This is a genomic window from Calditrichota bacterium (assembly GCA_020637445.1).
Taxonomy (GTDB): Bacteria; Electryoneota; RPQS01; order RPQS01; family RPQS01; genus JABWCQ01.
This window is the reverse complement of record JACJVZ010000004.1, coordinates 112777-132955: the sequence shown is the minus strand read 5'-3', so window position 1 is coordinate 132955 and position 20179 is coordinate 112777. Positions and strand designations below refer to the sequence as shown.

The 20179-nt window shown below is 53.7% G+C and carries 16 protein-coding genes; 6 read left to right on the top strand and 10 right to left on the bottom strand.

The annotated features are described in order from the left end of the window. The first annotated feature begins 85 nt into the window (after positions 1–85). Together H6507_12655 and H6507_12650 are read left to right on the top strand one after the other, a co-directional pair. Positions 86–1255: a DUF819 family protein gene (locus tag H6507_12655; GenBank protein ID MCB9369954.1), complete on the top strand. Its 1170-nt coding sequence runs from the start codon at positions 86–88 to the stop codon at positions 1253–1255. Continuing rightward, positions 1252–3219, top strand: a complete 1968-nt coding sequence (locus tag H6507_12650; protein MCB9369953.1) for a cation:proton antiporter — start codon at positions 1252–1254, stop codon at positions 3217–3219. Before H6507_12655 ends, H6507_12650 begins: the two co-directional genes overlap by 4 nt. Here the strand turns inward: H6507_12650 and H6507_12645 are convergent. Continuing rightward, the gene (locus tag H6507_12645; protein ID MCB9369952.1) at positions 3216–3473 is read right to left on the bottom strand and encodes a PGPGW domain-containing protein; all 258 of its coding nucleotides are present in this window, start codon (positions 3471–3473) and stop codon (positions 3216–3218) included. The two genes, H6507_12650 and H6507_12645, sit on opposite strands and share 4 nt — an antisense overlap. A gap of 22 nt (positions 3474–3495) precedes the next feature. Here H6507_12645 and rsgA point away from each other — a divergent pair, with 22 nt between their 5' ends. Next, positions 3496–4410 carry a ribosome small subunit-dependent GTPase A gene (rsgA, locus tag H6507_12640; protein ID MCB9369951.1) on the top strand — a complete coding sequence of 305 codons (915 nt, stop codon included), beginning with the start codon at positions 3496–3498 and terminating at the stop codon, positions 4408–4410. A 123-nt stretch (positions 4411–4533) separates the two neighbouring features. On the opposite strand, the gene H6507_12635 is transcribed toward rsgA, so the two are convergent. From H6507_12635 to dapF, 5 genes are all read right to left on the bottom strand, one after another. Further along, positions 4534–5937 carry a pyridoxal-phosphate dependent enzyme gene (locus H6507_12635; protein ID MCB9369950.1) on the bottom strand — a complete coding sequence of 468 codons (1404 nt, stop codon included), beginning with the start codon at positions 5935–5937 and terminating at the stop codon, positions 4534–4536. A gap of 27 nt (positions 5938–5964) precedes the next feature. After that, complete coding sequence (locus H6507_12630; GenBank protein MCB9369949.1) at positions 5965–6804, bottom strand: hypothetical protein; 840 nt, start codon at positions 6802–6804, stop codon at positions 5965–5967. After that, positions 6801–7505, bottom strand: a complete 705-nt coding sequence (locus H6507_12625; GenBank protein MCB9369948.1) for a glycerophosphodiester phosphodiesterase — start codon at positions 7503–7505, stop codon at positions 6801–6803. The genes H6507_12630 and H6507_12625 overlap by 4 nt, the downstream gene beginning before the upstream one ends. Positions 7506–7704: 199 nt before the next feature. Further along, complete coding sequence (locus tag H6507_12620; GenBank protein ID MCB9369947.1) at positions 7705–8922, bottom strand: aminotransferase class I/II-fold pyridoxal phosphate-dependent enzyme; 1218 nt, start codon at positions 8920–8922, stop codon at positions 7705–7707. Between the two features lie 1156 nt (positions 8923–10078). Next, positions 10079–10888, bottom strand: a complete 810-nt coding sequence (dapF, locus tag H6507_12615; GenBank protein MCB9369946.1) for a diaminopimelate epimerase — start codon at positions 10886–10888, stop codon at positions 10079–10081. A gap of 375 nt (positions 10889–11263) precedes the next feature. On the opposite strand from dapF, the gene H6507_12610 reads away from it, so the two are divergent. Continuing rightward, complete coding sequence (locus H6507_12610; GenBank protein ID MCB9369945.1) at positions 11264–12433, top strand: hypothetical protein; 1170 nt, start codon at positions 11264–11266, stop codon at positions 12431–12433. Positions 12434–12599: 166 nt separating this feature from the next. Next, positions 12600–13190: a hypothetical protein gene (locus tag H6507_12605; protein ID MCB9369944.1), complete on the top strand. Its 591-nt coding sequence runs from the start codon at positions 12600–12602 to the stop codon at positions 13188–13190. 68 nt (positions 13191–13258) lie between these two features. Here H6507_12605 and H6507_12600 read toward each other — a convergent pair whose 3' ends face one another. The 3 genes from H6507_12600 to H6507_12590 form a co-directional block, all read right to left on the bottom strand. Beyond that, the gene (locus H6507_12600) at positions 13259–14884 is read right to left on the bottom strand and encodes a right-handed parallel beta-helix repeat-containing protein (protein ID MCB9369943.1); all 1626 of its coding nucleotides are present in this window, start codon (positions 14882–14884) and stop codon (positions 13259–13261) included. Next, complete coding sequence (locus H6507_12595) at positions 14875–15279, bottom strand: hypothetical protein (protein ID MCB9369942.1); 405 nt, start codon at positions 15277–15279, stop codon at positions 14875–14877. The genes H6507_12600 and H6507_12595 overlap by 10 nt, the downstream gene beginning before the upstream one ends. A 217-nt stretch (positions 15280–15496) precedes the next feature. After that, positions 15497–16333, bottom strand: a complete 837-nt coding sequence (locus tag H6507_12590) for a deoxyribonuclease IV (GenBank protein MCB9369941.1) — start codon at positions 16331–16333, stop codon at positions 15497–15499. 101 nt (positions 16334–16434) lie between these two features. Between H6507_12590 and H6507_12585 the strand changes: the two genes are divergently transcribed. Beyond that, on the top strand, positions 16435–16608 hold the full coding sequence (locus tag H6507_12585) for a hypothetical protein (GenBank protein ID MCB9369940.1): 174 nt from the start codon (positions 16435–16437) through the stop codon (positions 16606–16608). Between the two features lie 118 nt (positions 16609–16726). Here the strand turns inward: H6507_12585 and H6507_12580 are convergent, their stop codons facing one another. Continuing rightward, positions 16727–19744, bottom strand: coding sequence for a T9SS type A sorting domain-containing protein (locus H6507_12580; GenBank protein MCB9369939.1), 3018 nt, complete (start codon positions 19742–19744; stop codon positions 16727–16729). Between the last annotated feature and the right edge of the window lie 435 nt (positions 19745–20179).

The window sequence follows — 20179 nt, the reverse complement described above, 5'->3', positions numbered from 1 at the left end:
CTTCATATTTCATCCTTCATCCTTCATCCCCTTCCCACCCCTCCCCCCGCTTGCATCCCTCCCCTAAAACCCTAAATTAAGAGGTATGACTCCCCTTCTCTCCTCCCCCGCATCCGTCCTCGCCGCGCTGGCCGTCATCGCGGGCTTCTTCTTTTGGCTTGAACACAAAACCAAATGGAAGCTCTTCGAGTTCGCGCCGCCGCTGCTCTTCATCTATTTGCTTCCCGTTGTGCTCTCGAACTCCGGCGTAATACCCACGAAATCTCCAGTCTACTCCGGACTCTCCGATCTCGCGTTGCCGATGTTCTTGGTTTTGCTCTTGATGAATGTCGACGTCGCCGCAACTGTGCGCGTGATGGGCAAAGGCGTGTTCGTGATGCTCGCGGGAACCCTCGGTGTCGTGATCGGCGCGCCCATCGGCTATGCTTTGGTCGCAAGCCATCTCGGTCCCGAAACGTGGAAAGGCTTCGGTGCATTGGCCGGAAGTTGGATCGGCGGCACGGGCAACATGGCTGCGGTCTCAGAAGGTCTCGGCACCTCCGGCACCGATTTCGGCCTCGCGGTCATCGCCGACAACGGTATCTATCTCGTTTGGCTTCCGATTTTGCTTGCGTCGAAAAATATCGCCGACCGTTTTCACAAGTTCACAGGCGTCTCCGCAGACCGCGTGCACGAGATGAAGAAGGCCGCAGAAGATCTGAAAACCGAAAAAGAGCCAATCCTCATGCGGCATCTGCTCTATCTTTTCGCGCTCGGTTTTTCTGTCACGGCCTTGGCCGGATTCATCGCGCCGCTTCTGCCTGAACTGAAACCTGTCTTGACTGAGAGCACCTATCGTATTCTCTTGATCACAACGATGGGTTTGCTTCTGTCGCAAACCAACGCCCGCAAAATTCCCGGCTCGCACGAGCTGGCAATGGCGCTGATCTATCTCTTCGTCGCCAACATGGGAGCCAAAGCAAGTCTCGAAGGTCTCGCCGGACAAGCGCCGTGGTTCCTGCTTGGTGCAGCAGTTTGGATCGTGATTCATGGAGCTTTCTTGTTGCTCGCCGCGCGCTTCTTCAAAGTCGACGTGCACACCGCCGCCATCGCGTCCGCCGCAAATATCGGCGGCGCGGCTTCCGCTCCCGTCGTCGCGGCATGTCACGATGAACGACTCGTTCCCGTTTCCGTCCTCATGGCCATGATCGGCTACGCCGTCGGAAATTACGGCGCGTTCGCGGCAGCCTACCTTTGCAGTTTGGTGGCCCCATGAGTCACGAAATCCCGATGTTCTATGATCTCGCGATCATCCTTGCTTGCTCATTGCCGGTACTCTTTTTCTCGCGCCGCATCGGCTTGCCGCCTATCGCGGGCTTCGTCCTCACCGGAATCATCATCGGCCCATCCGGCTTAGGATTCATCGAGAATCTCGACCACGTCGAAAGTTCCGCGGAAGTCGGCGTGATTCTCCTGCTCTTTATCGTCGGACTCGAACTCTCGCTCTCGAGTTTGAAATCCACGCCGTGGAAAGTCTATCTCGCCGCCATCCTGCAAGTCACCGGCACGAGCGTTATCGTCGCGGGACTCGCGCTTTCGCTCGGACTCTCGCTCTCCACGTCCGTCATTGCGGGATTCGTCGTCGCCGTTTCCTCGTCCGCGCTCGTCTTGAAAGGTCTGACCGACAAAGGCGAACTCAACTCGCCGCTCGGTCAAATGGTCGTCACAATCTGCGTCGTCCAAGACCTCGCCATCGTCCCGATGATGATGACCGTCGGCGTGATGGCTTCTGGAGTTGTCACGGCCTCCGAAATCGGAATGCGCGCCGCACTGATGCTCGGTTGGCTCCTGTCCTTGTATCTTTTGGGCCGTTGGATTCTGCCGATGATGATGCGCTGGCTCGTGCGCATCCAAATGCCTGAAGCAATTTTGCTCTTTGCCATTCTCGTGATGCTCGTCATCGGCGCACTAAGTTCTGCCGCCGGACTTTCCATCGCGCTCGGTGCTTTCGCCGCGGGAGTCATCCTTTCCGAAAACGAATTCAGTGCGCACATCTACTCGCAATTCCAAGTCTTCAGCTCGCTCTTCTCGTCGCTGTTCTTCGTCTCCATCGGCATGTTGCTCGACTTGCGTTTCGTCGTCATGCATATCGACACCGTCCTCGCCGTCGCAATTGCCGTGCTGCTCGTCAAAGCCCTGATCGTCATCGGTGCCAGCCGGTTGCTCGGACTTTCTTTTCGCGGACGTGTGCAAGGCGGATTTTATCTCGCGCAAATCGGAGAGTTCTCTTTCTTGCTTCTCAGCGCCGCCGTCGCCGGACACTTGCTGACCGAAATCGAATTCCAGTATTTGATCGCCGCCTCGAGCTTAACCCTCGCCGTCACTCCGCTCGTCATGCAGCTTGCTCCCACCGTCGCCTACCACGCGGGCAAACGTATCGGAGATCTCGGAGAAGAAATCGTCGTCGAGAAACCCGAGGCGCGTCCCTCTCCGGCCGTGCTGATTGTCGGTTTTGGCTTGAACGGACACAACGTCGCCAAAGTCTTGCGCGAATCCGGCATCTACCACGAAGTCCTTGAGTTCAATCCTAAAACCGTGCGTGAAGCCCGCAAAGAAGGAGAGATCATCCATTACGGCGACGTCACACATGCCGATTTCTTGAGACACTTGGGTCTTTGCGATTTTGACAGCGCCGTCATTGCCATCTCAGATCCTGCCGCCACGCGCCGCGCCGTCGTTACGATTCAGCGGCTGAATCCAGACATGCACTTAATCGTTCGCACACGCTACGTCGCCGAAGTCGAGCAGCTTGAACGGCTTGGCGCGAAACTCGTCGTGCCCGAAGAGTTCGAAACCTCGCTCCGAATCTTCGTCGAACTCCTGACTCACTATCACATTCCGCCGCACATTATCGCCGCGCAAGTTGACGTCGTCCGCAGCCAAAGCTACGGTACACTGCGCGGTCACAAAGGCAACGCAGACCGCCTTGCGCAACTCCTGATGCAAAGGCTCGTCGAGGCCGTTCCCATTCTTGAAAACAGCAAAGCGCGCGCAAATTCTCTGCGCGCGCTCGGATTTTCCAATGACAGCGGCTGTCAGGTCGTCGCTCTCCTGCGCAATGGATGCATTGTTTCAAATGCTTTTCTCGATACCGAACTCGAACCCAATGATCTCGTCGTTCTCTATGGTGACCATGCCTCCCTCGACCGCGGAGTCTTTATTTTGAGCGAACTGACCTAATTCGTTTTGCTCCGTTTGAAAAGTATCGCGCTGATCTTTTCGCCGCCTTCCTTGAATTTATTCAGATACTTTCTCGCCCACGTGTACTCGCTCGCGAGAATCGCCAAACCGATCGGTATGACAACAACCGCCGGACCAGGAAGCACGATCAAGAGCACGCCGACCGCAAGCACGCTGAACCCTATCACGGTTCGCACGAGTCTCCGCGCTTTTAAGAATGCCCTGTTACGGTCGTTTTTGTACCCTGTTATCATCGCCTCGTCATTTCAATTCTAAATGCTGACTCCACCGTCCACCGCCAACGCCCGAGTCGCCACCATCGCCCGCAGAACTTGTTTGCTCAGACTTAATTCCGGCGAACAAGTCGAGGCCGTGCTGCGCGGAAAACTCTTCGACTCCGAGGACGGCGGTGTCGCGGTCGGAGATTGGGTTGATGCGCAACTCGAAAACGGCCAATGGGCGGTCGAAGAAGTCCTTCAGCGTGCCAATGCCTACTTGCGCAAAGGACTCCGCAAAGAAAAACAAGTCATGTTCGCGAACGCCGACCGAGTGTTGATTGTCGCGTCGCTCCTCCAGCCGGTGACCAAAATCGCCGCGATTGACCGCTTCTTAGTTGCGGCTCTCTTCGGAAAAGTCTCGCCCGTGCTCATTTTGACCAAAAGCGATTTGGATGAAACGGGAGACCGTTTGCGGCAAATTCGCGAAGTCTTCGAGAGCTTTGACTTCCCGATCTTCACGGTGAGCAACGTCTCCGGTCAAGGCGTCGACGCATTGCGCGAACTTCTTTCCGAAGGCGTCAGTGCAATCATCGGCAACTCTGGTGTCGGCAAAAGTTCGCTCTTGAACTCTCTAATTCCCGAACTCGAACTCCGCGTCCGCGAAGTCAGCACATGGTCAGGCAAAGGCACGCACACCACAACTGCGGCATTACTCGTTCCCTACGGCGAGCGCGCGATGCTGGTCGACACACCCGGTATGAAAAGTTTTGTCCCCTACGGACTGACGAAAGAAAACCTGACTTCGCTCTTCCCCGAAATTCAAGAGCTCGCGAAGAATTGCCGCTTCCGCAACTGCAAGCACATCGCCGAACCCAACTGCGCCGTCTTAGAAGCCTTAGACGAAAACACACTCCCCGAATCCCGCTACAAAAGTTTTCACAGACTAATGAGCGAAGTCGTAGAAGAATACTAATTCCGCTCTCCCCCCAGCGAGCTCCAGTCGAGTGCATCTTCATCCTTCATCCTTCATCCTTCATCCTTCATCCTTCATCCTTTATCCTTCAAAAAAGACGGCTCATTCGCCGTCTTTTTAGTGTCAGCTCTTACCCGAACTCTTCTGCAAAAGATAATCGATCAAATCGATTTTCGTGATAATATCCCGCGGAGCGTCGTCGCGAATCACCATCACGGCTTCATACGGCGCACCCGTAAACATCTGACTGACGTGGTCGAGACTTTCGTCGTCGGTCACGCACGGAAAATCTCCTTGCACAATCGGCTCGATACTCGAATGGGCCGTGCCGATCCCCGCCAGCAAAAACTTCAGCAAGTCCGCTTCGTGGATAAGTCCCAAAACTTTGTCGCCGCTCACCACCGGCAGCTGCGAAATTCCGTAAGACTTCATGTGCGAAATGACGTCACCGACTTTTTCGTCGCCCCGCGCGTGAATCAGCGATTGCGGCGGCCGCGCGTCCAACAAGTCACGCACAGTCCCCAGCTTCGCAGGCTCGCGCAAGAGGTCGTTGTCGCGCATCCACTCGTCGTTGTACATCTTCGAAAGATAGCGTGAGCCGCTGTCCGGCAAAATCGTCACGATCACGCTTCCCTCCGGCGCCGTCTTCGCAACTTCCAACGCCGCGTACACCGCGCCGCCCGACGAACCGCCCGCCATGATGCCTTCTTCGCGGCACATTCTGCGCGCGTTCGAAAAGCACATGTGATCGTCCACCTGAATCATATCGTCGACAAGTGACAAGTCCATGTTGCCCGTCACCATATCTTCGCCCATGCCTTCGACCTTATAGACAAACGGTTCGTCCATTTTACCCGTCTTCCACAAACTGTAAAACACCGATCCCATCGGATCAACCGCGATACATTTGACGTTCGGGTTCTTTTCCTTAAGATATTTCGCGATCCCCGCGAATGTCCCGAATGTACCCACGCCCGCGACGACGTGAGTGACCTGACCTTCCGTCTGTTCCCAAATTTCCTTGCCGGTCAAATGGTAATGCGCTTCCGTGTTTATCGGATTGTGATATTGGTTGACATAATAACTTCCCGGTGTTTCGCTGTGAATCCGCTTCGCAGTCTCGTAATAACTCTGCGGCGATTCCGCCGGAACGTTCGTCGGCGTCACCACCACCTTCGCGCCGTATGCCTTCATTCCGTCGGCTTTTTCCTGCGACATCTTATCCGGCATCGTGAAGATACAGCGAAATCCTTTTACCGCAGCCACCATCGCCACACCCTGCCCGGTATTCCCGCTCGTGTTCTCCACGATCAGTCCGCCCGGCTTGAGTTCGCCATCCCGCGCCGCCTTTTCGATCATGTAAATCGCGATCCGGTCCTTAATTGAGCCCGAAGGATTCAGATGTTCGCACTTTACCCAAATCTCCGAGCCCATCCCTTTTCCGATCTTGTTCAACCGAACGAGCGGCGTATTGCCAATCGCCTCGGTAATGTCATTCAAACGATTGTGTTGTTTTGATGCTTGCATGGTATGTATGGTTTTTATGAAAGTAAACTACAGAAGGGACGCAAGTTTCGCGCCAGCGTTTTTTCCAAATTCGAGAAACAAATACGGCTCAATCAACTCAAGTTCCATGAGCAAGAATTCCCCGCCGCGAATCACGCCGTCCACCCGCGCATAGAGCAAGCGGTCGTCATACGGCACTGCGTCGAGAATCTTTCTTCCTTGCGCGATAATCTCCGCTTCCACTTGCGCCGCACCCTGCTCACCCCCGTAGCGCGGCTGCACCCGAAAATCTCCCGCCTGCGGAGTTTTCAACACCGCGTGCGAAAATTCTTTGTCGAAATAGATCAGCGAGTATTCTCCGGGTGACTGCACCTCCTCGACAAACGGCTGCAGCATAAACCCTTTACTCTGATTCAGCTCAAGTAAACTTGCCGCAACCTCTTCGGCATTCTCCGGCGACACACGCAGCGTATCATACGCACCCGCAGAAATCACCGGCTTGATCACGCTCGGCCCGCGCACAAGCTCCCGCATACTCTCAACAGTCATCTTCGCGCGCGGAATCCACGTCGTCTCCACAACCTTGACGCCCCGCATTTCCAAATCTCTCAGATAACGCTTGTCGCTGTTCCACCTGAGCACGTTCGGAGAATTGTAAAGTGTGATCCCCGCCGCTTCAACGCGGTCAATCCACGTCCAAAACTCGAGCACGCGATAACTATAGTCCCACGTGCAGCGCACAATAATCGACTCACATTCGCGCCACGCTTCCGCAGGATCATCCCACACGACAATTTTGCATTCACCGCGCTTGGAGAGTGCGTCGTGCAAAAGTTTTTCGCCGCCCGAAAGTTCCGGAAAGTCGCTGCTCGTCGCAAGTCCGATCACAGCGCGCCGAGTATCCGTTGCGGTTCGTCGGTGATGATTCCCGCGACGCCGATCTCGATCAACCGTTTCGCTTCCGCAGGATCATTTACAGTCCACGTGAACAGCGGCACGTTGTGAATCTTGAAAAATCCCGCAAGTTCCGGTGTGATCAGCGAATGCAAATATGCGATCCCCCGTGCGCCCGATTCCTCCACCACTTGAAGCGCCGTCTCCAAGGTCATGTGTTCCGCCACAATCCAAATGGACGGAACGTCCGGCGCGAGCGTGCGGTACGTCGCCACGACGTCCGGAAGAAAACTCGAGAACAAAAATGTGTCCTTCGTCATCGTTCTCCGCGCAATCTCAAGCACCTGCGATTCATGTCCCGGCACTTTGATTTCGATATTCACGAAACCTTTCCCCGAGAGTTCGCGCAAAACTTCTTCGAGCGTATGCACATGCGCCATCAACCCGTGTGCCACTTCCCGCATGTCCGCATAGGAAAGTTCGCCGATCTTCTCGCCCGTCGAAAATTCTTCGTCGTGAAAAACCACCGGCACGCCGTCCGACGTAAACTGTACGTCAAGCTCCACGCCGTCCGCGCCTTCTTCGAGCGCCAACAAAAACGATGCAATCGTGTTCTCCGCCGCTCCGCGCGGCGATCCGCGATGACCTAATATGACGGGACGTCCGCTAACTATTTGTCGAAATCTATCTGCCACGATGCAAAATATGAAGGATGAAGGATGAAGGATGATTCATGTTGCTATACATTTGTTTGTCAAAGCGCATTGTCATCCTGAACGAAGCGCGGCGTAGTGAAGGATCTTGTAGCGATACCAACAATCCAAAGCCCGCACGTGAGAGTCCAAGATAGCGAGTCTGCGTTCATATTTCTGACTTCATATTTCATATTTTCTTCTACCCCAGCCTTTGCATCGCGAGCTTAATCCGCTCGAGCGATTGCGTCAGCGCTAATCGAATATACCCGGTCCCTTCTTTGCCGAATCCGCGCCCCGGTGTCACAACAACATCGACGTCGAGCGCCTTCTGCACAAACGGCAGTTCGTCTTCGCCGACTTTCGCCCAAACATAAAACGTCGCCGGACTTTCGATCACGTCAAGCCCGATCTCGCGCAGAGCCTTCTCCGCATACGCCCGCCGCTCGCCGTAAATCTTGCGAATCTCCATAACTTCTTTCGGCGGTTCCGTGCCGCGATAGCCCGCAAGTCCGTCGGCCATCGCTCTCTGAATCATCAACGGCGCGCCCGAATCGATTTGCGACTTAGCCTTGACAAGCGCCGAAATCAAATCCGCGCGCCCCACGCAAAACCCGATCCGGAATCCCGTCGCGTTAAACACCTTCGACAGAGAGTGCATCTCCACCGCGTTTTCCGTGTATTGCAAGAATGAAGGCGCGACGTAGTCTCCAAACGTCATTTCACTGTACGCATGATCGTGACACACGACGGTCTCAGGATGCGTATCGGCGAAATCCTGCAAGCTCTGCCAAAAAAACTCCGTCGCAATCGCGCCCGTGGGATTATTCGGATAGTTGCAGAAGAGCATCTTCGAGTCTTCCGCCAAATTCAAATCCGGCAAAAATCCGTTTTCCTGCAAAAGCGGCATCGTCTTCACATTGCCGTCGCAGAGCATCGCCACACCCTGCGCGTACACCGGATAGGCAGGCGACGGACACGCCACACTATCCCCCGGATTCACAAACGCGCGCCCAAGAGAAGAAAGTCCTTCCTTCCCTCCCAACACGACACAAATCTGCGTATCCGGATCAAGCTCGACTCCAAAGCGCCCTTTGAAATACTTTGCGATCACCTTGCGCACACCCGCATCGCCGCGCGACGATGAATAAAAATGCGCGTCAGGATCAGCGGCGTGCGCCTGCAAACTTTTCGTAAATGAATCCGGCGGCATCAAATCAGGATCACCGATCCCCAAATTGATCACATCCCGTCCGGCAGCCTGCTTCGCCGCAATCTTCTTCTCAAGATCGGCAAACAGGTATTCTGGTAATCGTGTTAATCGCGTAGCTGGTGCTGACAATGTTCTTTTTCTATTTTCTATTTCAAACAATACTACCGCTTGCCCCGTCTTACTACCGTCGGCCTCCGGCCGTCGCATCCCCAAGCACGCAAAACGCTCTGTCATCCCGTAGGGACCTTTTCAAGCGAACCACAATTCTCAAGTGTATTCGACAATTCTCGACGCTTTGTCATCCTGAACGCAGTGAAGGATCTTATAGCGAACCCGAAAATGTAGAACGCTAATCGACCACTTAAGGCGCTTTGTCATCCTGAACGCAGTGAAGGATCTTGTAGCGAACCCGAAAATGTAAAACGCTAATCGACCACTTAAGGCGCTTTGTCATCCTGAACGCAGTGAAGGATCTTGTAGCGAACCCGAAAATGTAGAACGCTAGTCGACCGCTTAAGGCGCTTTGTCATCCTGAACGTAGTGAAGGATCTTGTAGCAAACCCGAGAATCTAAAACGCTAATCACCAATTTCGCCGAGCGGGGATTAAGCGCGTCAGCGCGGTTCCCCGCCGGAATCTGTATCACTCTTCTGACGCAGATGAGAGCATAAACTCGATTCGTTTGTTCTGAAAGTCTGCAAGTCCATTCTTGTCCTTAGTTACGGCCTCTCGCACAAAACGAATACTGAGGCAAAGCGAAGCAATCGAAAGAACAAGAATAACTAACAGAAACAGCCCTTCTATTGTCGTGAATTTTATGAATGAAATGTGATACTGTAAGTAGAAACAATGAGTGTAATGACGTAGTGCTCGTGATCCAAATTGGTTTCATTGCCTTCTTTAAAAACCTTGTCCGTTCCTCATCGAGTTGACGTTGCCAGTTTAGTCTGTATTCATTTTGCTTCCTATAGACTGCACTCTTAGCCTCGCATTGAAGAGGTTTTAAGTCCAGAGTGGGGACCTTTTCTTTGATCATTGACTCAACAATCTTAAAGGCGCTTTTCATCGCGCTTAAGTAGAATGAATCTACGTCATCCCGAATCGACTCAAATCGTTGAAATCGCAAAACAATGAACACACCAAGCAGCGCCAGCAACGCCATATTCCCCTGAAACACAGCGCTATAAAAATATAACCCCGTGCTATCGCTGAAAAAGTTGCAACAAGTTGAATCCATATTCGTATCCCCTTAAGATGCAAACCCACGCAACAATATCCTTCAGCCGCAGCGGCTTCAGGATGACAATGCGCTTAAGTTTGTTGGAGTAGTCTGCGGTTTGTTTCCATCCCCCATCCCCCATCCCTCATCCCAAAGCAACTCCCTCAAACACCCTCTCAGCAATACTCCTCTGCCGAATCTCCCGAAACTCTCGCGCCACCGTAATATGCAGCGCCCCGCCGGGCTGATGCACCGCGATCGCTTTATCAAACTCAAAATGTCCGAGCGCGCAACCCGCGCACGCCGTCGCCACACTTCCCGATCCGCAGGCAAGCGTAATCCCCGCGCCGCGCTCCCACACCACCAGATTGCACGAGTCCTTACTCATCACATTCACAAACTCGATATTCGCACCCTGCGGAAACGCCGGATTTTTTTCCAAACTCGGTCCGTATTTCTCTGCAAACGGTATGTCGCGCTGCTCTCCAAAGATCACCCCGTGCGGATTTCCCACATTCACAGAGAGCACGTCAAATGTCTGATCAAGCGACGTGAGCTTGAGCATCTCCGGCGCGCCGGACCTCGCAAAATTCGGAACGGGCATCGTCGTTTCGATGACATGGTCACCAACACTCCTCGCTTTCAAAACTCCGCCGCCCGTTTCCACTTCAAATTCCTTTGCGACCTCGTACCCACGGTCTTCCAAGAACAACACAAAACACCTGAGCCCGTTACCTGAAATTTCCGCGCTCGATCCGTCCGCATTCCAAAGCCACATCTTGTGCGTGGCTTTGTCACTCTTTGTTCTCAAAAGTATCCCATCAGCTCCCACACCCGTCTGACGGTGGCACAAACTCCGCACCCTTTCAGACGTAAATTCAGCCGGAGTCACTCCGTCCTTTTCGTCAAACAATAAAAAATCGTTTCCCAACCCGTGATATTTTGCGAATCTCATAGCTTTTCATTTCTTCGTGGAGTAGCCCGCATAGTGGAAGTGTAGGTGCAGTCACACAAGTTGGTTTGCCCCCACATGCATTGTGGCAGCCTGTGTGTATTCTGCGGGCCAATTCGAGTAGAAACTGTAATATAGCGGCTTTTCAGCAACGAGGCAAACAATATTGCGCTCCCCAGTCAGGTTATGTATATTGCCTATGTATCGATTAAGTTCAGTGAATTCCTGCCTTGAAAGGTCAGCCTAATGCGCAAGTCCGTACTTTTTGTCTTACTCCTCTGCGCCACAGTAGTTTCCACAGCCTTTGCCCGCCCGCAATATAGCGCGCTCTTCGGACAAAGCTGTTTCCTTTGTCATGCCAGCCCCACCGGTAACGGCATGCGCGAACTTTACGGGAGCCAGTTTTTCGGCCCGCAATATCTCCCCGTCAAGCCTATCAGCTTCGAGACGCTCGAAAAGATCAAGCCAAAGCTCTCCGAATCAGTGACCATCGGCGCCGATCTGCGCACGATCTGGCTCTCAACCAATACCATCAACGACACGACCGAAGCCGGTCTCTCGGCGCCCCTGTCCACTAACACAGGGTCATCGGCCCAGATGGAAGGAAATCTCTACATCCAGTTCCGACCCACCGAGCAGTTCATGCTCTACTTGTCGCGCGGTGTCGCAGATGCGTCAGGCCGCATGGAAGCCTACGGAATGGCGAACCTAAAGGGCTTCAAAGCCTGGGTCAAGGGCGGACAATTCCAAGAAAATTACGGCTTTAGATTCGCTGACCACACTTCCTATGTCCGCACAGGATTATTCAGCGGCTACGACGGCGGCCCCGTAAGCTCACCCACTCCGCCCGGCTATGGAGTAGGTATGGAAGTCGGCTCCAGAATTCTGGCCTTCGATTTATCGGGTTCTTTTACCAGTGCCCAATCCAACACCCCCATCGACCGCGACCAGCAAAAACGCTGGATCATGCGTGCCTACGGACAACACCGTTTGCCCTTCGCACAAAAGTGGATTGCATCCTTGGGCGGAAGCTGGTACCACTCCCCCGGAAAGGCCGCCGACCCCGAAATTGGGTTCCCCGGCAAAGCCAATCGCTCTGTGTCGTGGGGTGGATTCGGCGGGATTGCCTTTGAAGGTATCCACGATATGATGGGTTCGGGCAACGGCGCCTCAAATTTCGGCTGGCTGGCCACTTCACTGCTCTTCGAATATGACCGAAAAGACTGGATCACACCGATTATTTGGACTTTCCCGTCGGGAGCAAGCCCCTTCGCCATCACCAGTGCCTACGCGACGGGCCAGCTTGAAATCATGGCCTACCAGGGAATCTGGATTCGTGCGGCCTACGATTGGATGGACAACGCCGAAACATCATCCATCGGCGGAGAAGCCGAACGCACGTCCTTGGGCGTCGCATCCTATGTGCTCCCGTGGGTCGAAGTTTCTGTGCTGCATCGTCTCTATTCTGCCTCGCCTGTCCCCGGCTCAACTGTACAACAGGCCCGCAACAAGAGCCAAGTCGAAGCCCAACTCCATGTTTTCTTCTAAGTGAGTTGCAAAAGTGTGGAAAGCCCGCCACATGGCGGGCTTTTTCATTTAGCCTGACGAAAAACTTGACATTCAAAGTCAAGTTACGCAACTTATGAAAGTGTCATTTTGACACTGGGAGAGCCTTCTTGTTTGGACACCATGAATATACGTCTGAGGAGGCGAAATGAAAACTGTTCTTTGTCTGTGCGCGTTGGGTTTGCTGGTGATGAAAAGTTACGCGACAATCCACGTCGTGAATGTTGTGGGATTTACGTTTAGCCCGTCAAGTATCACAATCCAACAAGGTGATACCGTCCGTTGGATTAAAACCACGGGACTCCACAACGTCGCGGAAACGTCCGCCGTTCCCGTTTTTCGCAGCGGTAATCCCGTGTCGACCGCGTTTACGTACGACTTCGCATTTGCCGCGCCCTTGGAGGGCACCTACAGCTATCAATGTGACGTGCATTTTTCGCTCGGCATGGTCGGCACCGTCACCGTCGAAGCTCCTGCACCCTGTCTGCCACCGGAAGATTTCGCGATGATCCCCGGTGACAACAACAACGAAATCGATTTCTTCTGGAATGCGCCGCAAGCCGGAAGATATGATATCTACTCTACTCCCGATGCGGAGCTAAACACCACTCCGCCGGGAGCAGGTTGGACACAAGAAGTTGCAGCCATCGTCCCCTCCGCGGGCTTGGCTATTTCGCACGTCACGAATCAAACAGAAGATCAACTCTTCTACGTCGTGATCCACAACTGCGCTCCATAAGAAATAAGAGTCTCAAAACCAAGCGGGCCGCACATCCAGTGCGGCCCGTTGGCGTTTAAAACACTTTCTCATTTCATCAGTAACAGTTTCGCTGATTGCGCGGCACGGGAGTCCGCCGAAGATAACCTCGCGAAATACAATCCCGAAGCAAACCCATTCGCGTCCCACCGCACAGAGTGAACCCCAACCCCTTGGCGTTCGCCTAAAAGCTCACTCACCCGTCGACCCAACACGTCATAGATATCAATCCTGACATCTTGTTCCCGCGCCAAAGCGTACTCAATCTTAACTTCTGAATTGAATGGATTGGGATAGGGGTAGCCGAGTGCAATTGATACTGGTAAAGGCGATTCAATCGCGGTAGACAAAAACGATGTATCTTCAGACCATGGAACAAAGTCCAAATCGCCAACGACAGTATCACCAAGTCCCGCGGGATTCATCTCAATGTGATAGGGTCCGCTCGGATCTCCCCAGTAGTTGTTTTGAACTTGAGCTATCGGCTCCGTCGAAACAAAGGCTGCACACGCCGCGGTCAAATTGTCATGAAATACGTTGTGCCGAAACGTATTCTCTGAGACCCCGTATGCATACACAACACAAGGAGTCGCAATTCCCTCGGAAGAAGAGTTGCCGATGAAGTAGTTTCTCGAAATCAGTTCATTTCCGTAGAATACTACAAACATGCAAGATTCGTCAAGCCAGTCGTTGTAAGCAAACAAGTTGTCTGTGAACCGGAAAAAGCCGTAGTGCCCGTGACATACGAACATGGCCGCCACTCCAATGAAGTCGGCAGAGTGGTTTTCGCGGAATACACAGCCGGAGATCAAGTAGTCTCCGATTTCTAACACGTCATCCGAAACTATCGACTTTCGAATCGTATTCCCCTCAAAATTGCACCGCTCCATTTTGAAGATCGAGCACAAACCACTACTCTGATACACCCCATAGCCGAAAACACTATTGCTGATTACACACGACGTAAACAACACTGTGTCCATTACTCCGGTTAGATCAAAGAGTGCACGCTGTTCCGGCAAGACACAGTTTCGCACCGCGACATTGTCGAAATATGCGGAGCGATCGCCAAACCGGAAAAGTGCTCCATTGGGCCCTGAAGCACCACAGTCTTCCACACGCGAACCTGAGATCACGCAACGAACGCTGTCGAGGTAGACAACCCCGCCGGTAGTCGCTGCATGACAACGCGTGAATACGCAATTCGCAACTTGAAGCTCAGAGTCTGCAGCATACAACGCGCCGCCTGCGAAAGCGGAACATGCATCAAATACACATTTCTCCACCACGATTCCGCCCCGTTCCAGATCAAGCCCGCCGCCGGCAGAGTTCCCGGAAAAGGTTAGTCCCGCAATGACCAAGGAGTTCCCAGCCCCACAAACTGTCGCCTGAATGTTGCGATGTCCCGCTGGTGCAACCCATCTGCAGAAGTCAATATCTGTCGAATCGCCCGAGAATATGTATTCGCCGGCAATGGTCATTGGCCGACAAGGGACTGAGACTGTCTCCTCATAGACGCCAACTTGAATCAAAACCGTGTCGTCAGAGGCGGTAGCGTTGACGGCCTCTTGAATTGTCGCATACTCCGTCGGCACGATTCTTAACGCCGAGAATACGTCCTGCGACGCAAGAAATGATAGGCCAATTCCTACGATTTGCAAAACTCCTAGTCGCATGAGAGTTTACAAGCGGGTGACGCAACATTCCTGTACACCGTCACTTTTGCATCTCCATTCTGACATTGTGAAAGACCGCATCCTACGCACTCAACTTTTAGCGCCACCTCATGTCCCGGTCCAATCGGATCAGATTCGAGCGCAACAGATCCACATCCACAAACCGTCCAAGTCTCTGCGACTGAACCATCGATTTGAAGTACGATATTCAGTTCATTGTCTTCGCTCGTTGCTTGATAGGATAGTATCAAGTCATTTTCTTGAATTGTCGTTGTAGTAGAATTCGAAGACCAGTATCCATCACAGCAATTGTCAGACGTTGCAAGGCAAAAGGCCTGTGAATATGCCGCCGTTGCAAACAACGCTGAAAAGATAATCAAAGCAAGTGTCTTCATAGCAACCTCCTGAAGTGGATAAATCATGCCGCACCTTTTGCGGCTTGGGTTGCTGATATTAAATCAAAAAAAAAATTAACCTTGTCAATATGCCAGACTTTTCTGTGAAATAGTTCACGTGCCTATCACTATATATTTGCAGAGGATGCTGGCCCCTTACAAAATATTCAAGACGCCTCACCATGCGGGCCGCACATCCAGTGCGGCCCGTTGGCGTTTATTCATCACGCATACTCTTTAACGCTGAGATACTCGACGGTGTATCTTCATCCGGCAGCTCCGTCGTCCCCGGCATCCCTTCGAATCTTTTGTCCGTCGCCAACAACTTAAATCCCGATAGCCCGATAAATCCTTTGCCAATCGCCGCGTGACGGTCGCGGTGCTGTCCGCATTCGAATTTCGAATCGTTCAAATGAAACGCGCGCAGATATTTCAGCCCAATCTCTTCATCGAACTCTTTCCACGTCTTCGCGTAGGCTTCCGGCGTGCGAATATCGTACCCCGCCGCAAAGATATGACACGTGTCCACGCACACCCCCATGCGCTCGTCGTGGTTGCACTCTTTGATCAGATAGCCCAAGTGCGAGAACTTCGCTCCCAAATCTCCCCCTTGACCCGCCGTCGTCTCAAGCAAAATCCCCACTCCCAATCCTTCAGTCCTGAGCAGCACTTCCCGCAGTGACGCCGCGCAATTCTTCAGCCCAATTTCTTCACCCGCTCCCTTATGCGAGCCCGGATGTGTGTTCACCCACGGGATTCCCAGCAGCGACGCCCGCTCCAATTCGTCGACAAATCCTTCAATTGACTTTCGCCTGAGTTCCGGGTCAGGCGATGACAAATTGATCAAATAGCTGTCGTGCACGAACACCGGCGGCCCCCCCGCTTCTTCCCACGCGTCGAACCACATCATCACTGCATCCGGTTCAATCGGCTTGCCCTGCCACTGCAATTGGCTCTTCGTGAAAATCTGGATGGATTCGCACCCAAATTCCGTTCCCCACTTGAATGCATTGTGCAATCCACCGGCGGTCGACGTATGCGCCCCGAACAGCATGTTTTTCTCCTAAGTTGTATCTAAAAAGGTACCGAGGAATTCCCGTACTTGCAAGCCAATCGACCCCTTTTTTAGGAACGAGGTTTGCACTGTCTCAACTTATGCGAAGTTTCATCGTTTCGACCATCGTCTTCTTTCCGGCCAGCATTTTCCTCCATCGCTACCTCGATGACTGGGGCCTCGACAAGGGCCGCACTCGTACGCTGCTGGTGATGCTCTTGGCCTCCGTCGTCGCCTACGGCACCGCCTACTTGGTTGATCTGTTCTTCGCATAATCCCCTTTTCGTGAACAACAAAAAGCGGGGCGACCACTGAGGTCGCCCCGCTCTCTTTCAATCCAACCCAACCACTGAAGCTATTGCGTCAGCACACTGGGTCCAGCGTCTACGCTGGCTACTTCATCAGGACCATCTTCGACTGCGCCGTGAAGCCGTTCGCTTCCATCTTGTAAAGATAGAGACCGCTCGACAGCGACGTCGCGTCAAACGTCACCGAGTGACGGCCGGCTTCTGCCACGCCATTCACCAATTCGGCAACCTTCTGACCCATGATGTTGTACACACTGATCGTCACGTGACCCGCTTCCAACATGTCGAACACGATGTTCGTCGTCGGGTTGAACGGGTTCGGGTAGTTCTGATGCAACGCGTATTCGCTCACAACCGCGCCGGCGTTCGGGGTCGCGGACACCGTCGCCAAGTTCTGACGGTTGCCGTTGACGTCCACCGAAACCAAGCTGTAGCTGTACTCAACGCCGTTCGTCACGTCGTTGTCAACAAAGCTGTAGTTGGCTTCCGATGCTTCGTTGTGCGCAGCAATCGTCGTCACCACAGAACCGTCACGCGACAGCTCGAAGTGATCCACGTTGTGCTCGGACATCGTGTTCCAGTTCAACGTGATCTTGCCATTGCCGGCAACAGCGTCAAAGCTGCCAAAGGCCACAGGCAGAATCTCGTCGTACTCAAACTTCAAGCAGACGCCGATGATGTAACCAACGTCGCCGCCCGCATCGTCCGTGATGCACAGCAGCCAGTCGCCAACTGCGTTCTCGCCGTCGAAGTCAGACAGCATGCCTTCCGGCTGGAACGAACCCGTGAACGGAGCAACGCCGCCAGTGATCGGATCGACCGCTTCGTCGTCGAACTCGGTGCAGGTGAAGTTCTCGCCCGAACCGCCGTTGTCCGTCGACAATTCGACAATCGTGCCCAACGGGGACGTCAGGAACATGTCGAGGTCGGCGTCAAACGTGTGGACGAGGTCGATGTTCACGTTCAAGTCGGTGATGTGGTATTCGATCGGAACGTTGATCGTCACACAAGTCGTCGGAATCGCGGAGTCGATCGGATAGGTCGTCTCGTCAGCCGCGAGCGTTCCATGCGCGTTTGCATACGTCGTGCATTCGCAAACACACGGGTTCGCGTTGCAGGGAGTCTCGGCGCAGGAAAGGCCGGCGTACCACGTGCCGCCAAGAACCAAACATGCCGATTCAAGTACGTCTTCATCGCAATGGGCGATGTTGTCGCAGAAGCCTTGACCGGCTTCAATGTAGCAGCAGCTGCCGCCGCACGGACCGTCCGCACAAGTCGCTTCGGCGTCAAACTCGCCGCCCAGCGCCGCACAGTCTTCAGCCAGCAAGTCGGCACATGCCGTCGCACCAGAAGCTCCGTCGATGTAACAGCAACGGCCTTCCGGATTACAGTTGATCGCGCCTGTGCAGGCAACGCCGTCATCCGACAATGCCAAAGTATAGTCACCTACGCTCGCCGAAAAACCGGAAACCAAAATGTGGTAGGTTGTTCCGGCATTCGAGCACCAAGACAACTGCGATTGCAGACTGCAGAAGTCGTCATTGCCGCCAATACAAGTAAACGCTCCACAATCGCCGCAATAGACATGCAGCTTCGTGTCATAGCTCGATCCGCACAGGCTCGCGGTCAGCGTGTTGCCAGTACCAACAACGGTGTACCAAACACCGGGGGCCGTGTAGCTCGTGCCGCAGAACGGAAGGCCAACTTCAACCGTCGCACCTACTGTCGTACCGGCAACCGTAATCGGAGCCGTAAGCAGCGGACCCGGGCAGTCATCCGATCCCTGCAGGGCCACCGGGCACGGATTCGCAGTACACGTCAAGCCAGACGCCCAAGTGCCGGCCAAGAAATCACATTCGGCTTCAATCACGTCGGCGCAGCCAGCATGGCCAGCGTCGTCGTAGCAGCAACGGCCAACCGTGCAGGGACTGTCGGTGCAGTTCAAGCCCGAAGCCCACGTACCGCCGAGGAAATTACACTCAAGCTGAATAACATCAGCACAGGCACCAGCAACGCCGTCATAGTAGCAGCAACGGCCAACCGGGCAGGGATTGTCCGCACACGTCGTGCCCGGGCCACCCCACGCGCCGCCAATGGCGTCGCAGTCTTCACCAGTCATATCGTCGCGGCAAGCGCCATGTCCGCCATCCAAATAGCAGCAACGGCCCGTCGGAGCAGAAGCCGGCGGGTAGAACCAAATCGCACGGCCCGTCAGGTTGCCGTCAGGAGTGGCAGCCGTCGAGCAGAAATACGGCAGAGCATTGCCCGCGCCGGTGCCCTGAATAGCAACCGTCGGGGAAGGATTCGTCGTCGAGGTCGGCCAAACGTCCAAAGCAAGAATCTGAACCTTCGCCTTGCCGTCAGGATAAAGAATCAACTCGTAAGTATAAGTGTGCTGGAACGACGGGCTGTAACGACCCACCGAGTCCCACTGAATCACGACGTAGCTGCCGAAATCCTGGAAGAACACCGCGCCCGAGTCACTCACCGTGCCCGACGTGCCCGTGCCGCCGCGACCCGTGTGCTGGTCATCCCAGAACGGGAAAATCGCCGGACCAACCGACGACGGAAGCGTGCACGTATTGCTGTAGGACGAGCTGTTCGTCGTGAACTGGAACGTTCCGTTCGAACCGGCATAACCCAGAGAATAGCTCGCGCCATAGAACGGGAAGCTCCAGCCCCACGTTGCCGGACCGGCTGCGTCGTCGGCATTGCTCGCGCCAGCGATCAACGTACCGGTATTCGAAATTTCGATCCAGTCAAACGTCGACGTGTCACCGTCCATGTTATCGACATACATATAGCCGTAAAGGTCCGGACCGCCTACGGCGTCCAAATTGCCTTCACGACTCGGATTCTGAGCTTCATAGTCCAGAATCATCTCTTTCTCCGCCGGCGTCAAATCGACATTGTTCGCCAACTTCGTGTAGATAGACTCGATCGCAAGCTGGTCAATCAATGCTTGCTTTTCAGCGCTCGGTTGCTCAACCGAGGTAGCATTCGACTTCAAACCGTCAATCTTGTCCTTCTTGTAACTGGTGCCAGCAAAAGCCGCCGATGCGACCAAAGCCAGCATAGTACACAGTGTCAAAAGCTTCTTCATTCTTTCATCCTCTGCTTGTTAGGTTTTGCCCTGCAATTTATGTTTCGTGTTTCTTTTGCAAGTATAACTAATATATTGCAGGAGGATGCCTTATGCAATCCCAATCCGCACTTTTGGAAAATGCAATACCAATACTAATATACCACTTCTTCGTCTTCAAATTCATTCTTATCATGCTTTTAACAGTATAGCCCCACACATGATGTTGCGGCCCGTCAACGAATCAGAGGAATCACCTCTCAATCTCACCCAATCACACCATTTCGCTCCAATCTAACGGCCCCAGATTTGCCCTAAGTTCACGAATCGCCTTGACTTTCAAAGCCTAAATAGTTAGTTTTGAGTGCTGAATCACATAGGTTTCTGTCCAATTCTTCCGGTCTAAACCTATCCCAAGATTTGGCTTACACTCCTGCGGCCCCAATTCCGGCCTAA

Coding starts and splice junctions, on each gene's coding strand:
- H6507_12655 (MCB9369954.1), top strand. CDS start 86: ATGACTCCCCTTCTCTCCTCCCCCGCATCCGTCCTCGCCGCGCTGGCC.
- H6507_12650 (MCB9369953.1), top strand. CDS start 1,252: ATGAGTCACGAAATCCCGATGTTCTATGATCTCGCGATCATCCTTGCT.
- H6507_12645 (MCB9369952.1), bottom strand. CDS start 3,473: ATGATAACAGGGTACAAAAACGACCGTAACAGGGCATTCTTAAAAGCG.
- rsgA (MCB9369951.1), top strand. CDS start 3,496: ATGCTGACTCCACCGTCCACCGCCAACGCCCGAGTCGCCACCATCGCC.
- H6507_12635 (MCB9369950.1), bottom strand. CDS start 5,937: ATGCAAGCATCAAAACAACACAATCGTTTGAATGACATTACCGAGGCG.
- H6507_12620 (MCB9369947.1), bottom strand. CDS start 8,922: ATGCGACGGCCGGAGGCCGACGGTAGTAAGACGGGGCAAGCGGTAGTA.
- dapF (MCB9369946.1), bottom strand. CDS start 10,888: ATGAGATTCGCAAAATATCACGGGTTGGGAAACGATTTTTTATTGTTT.
- H6507_12610 (MCB9369945.1), top strand. CDS start 11,264: ATGCGCGAACTTTACGGGAGCCAGTTTTTCGGCCCGCAATATCTCCCC.
- H6507_12605 (MCB9369944.1), top strand. CDS start 12,600: ATGAAAACTGTTCTTTGTCTGTGCGCGTTGGGTTTGCTGGTGATGAAA.
- H6507_12600 (MCB9369943.1), bottom strand. CDS start 14,884: ATGCGACTAGGAGTTTTGCAAATCGTAGGAATTGGCCTATCATTTCTT.
- H6507_12595 (MCB9369942.1), bottom strand. CDS start 15,279: ATGAAGACACTTGCTTTGATTATCTTTTCAGCGTTGTTTGCAACGGCG.
- H6507_12590 (MCB9369941.1), bottom strand. CDS start 16,333: ATGCTGTTCGGGGCGCATACGTCGACCGCCGGTGGATTGCACAATGCA.
- H6507_12585 (MCB9369940.1), top strand. CDS start 16,435: ATGCGAAGTTTCATCGTTTCGACCATCGTCTTCTTTCCGGCCAGCATT.
- H6507_12580 (MCB9369939.1), bottom strand. CDS start 19,744: ATGAAGAAGCTTTTGACACTGTGTACTATGCTGGCTTTGGTCGCATCG.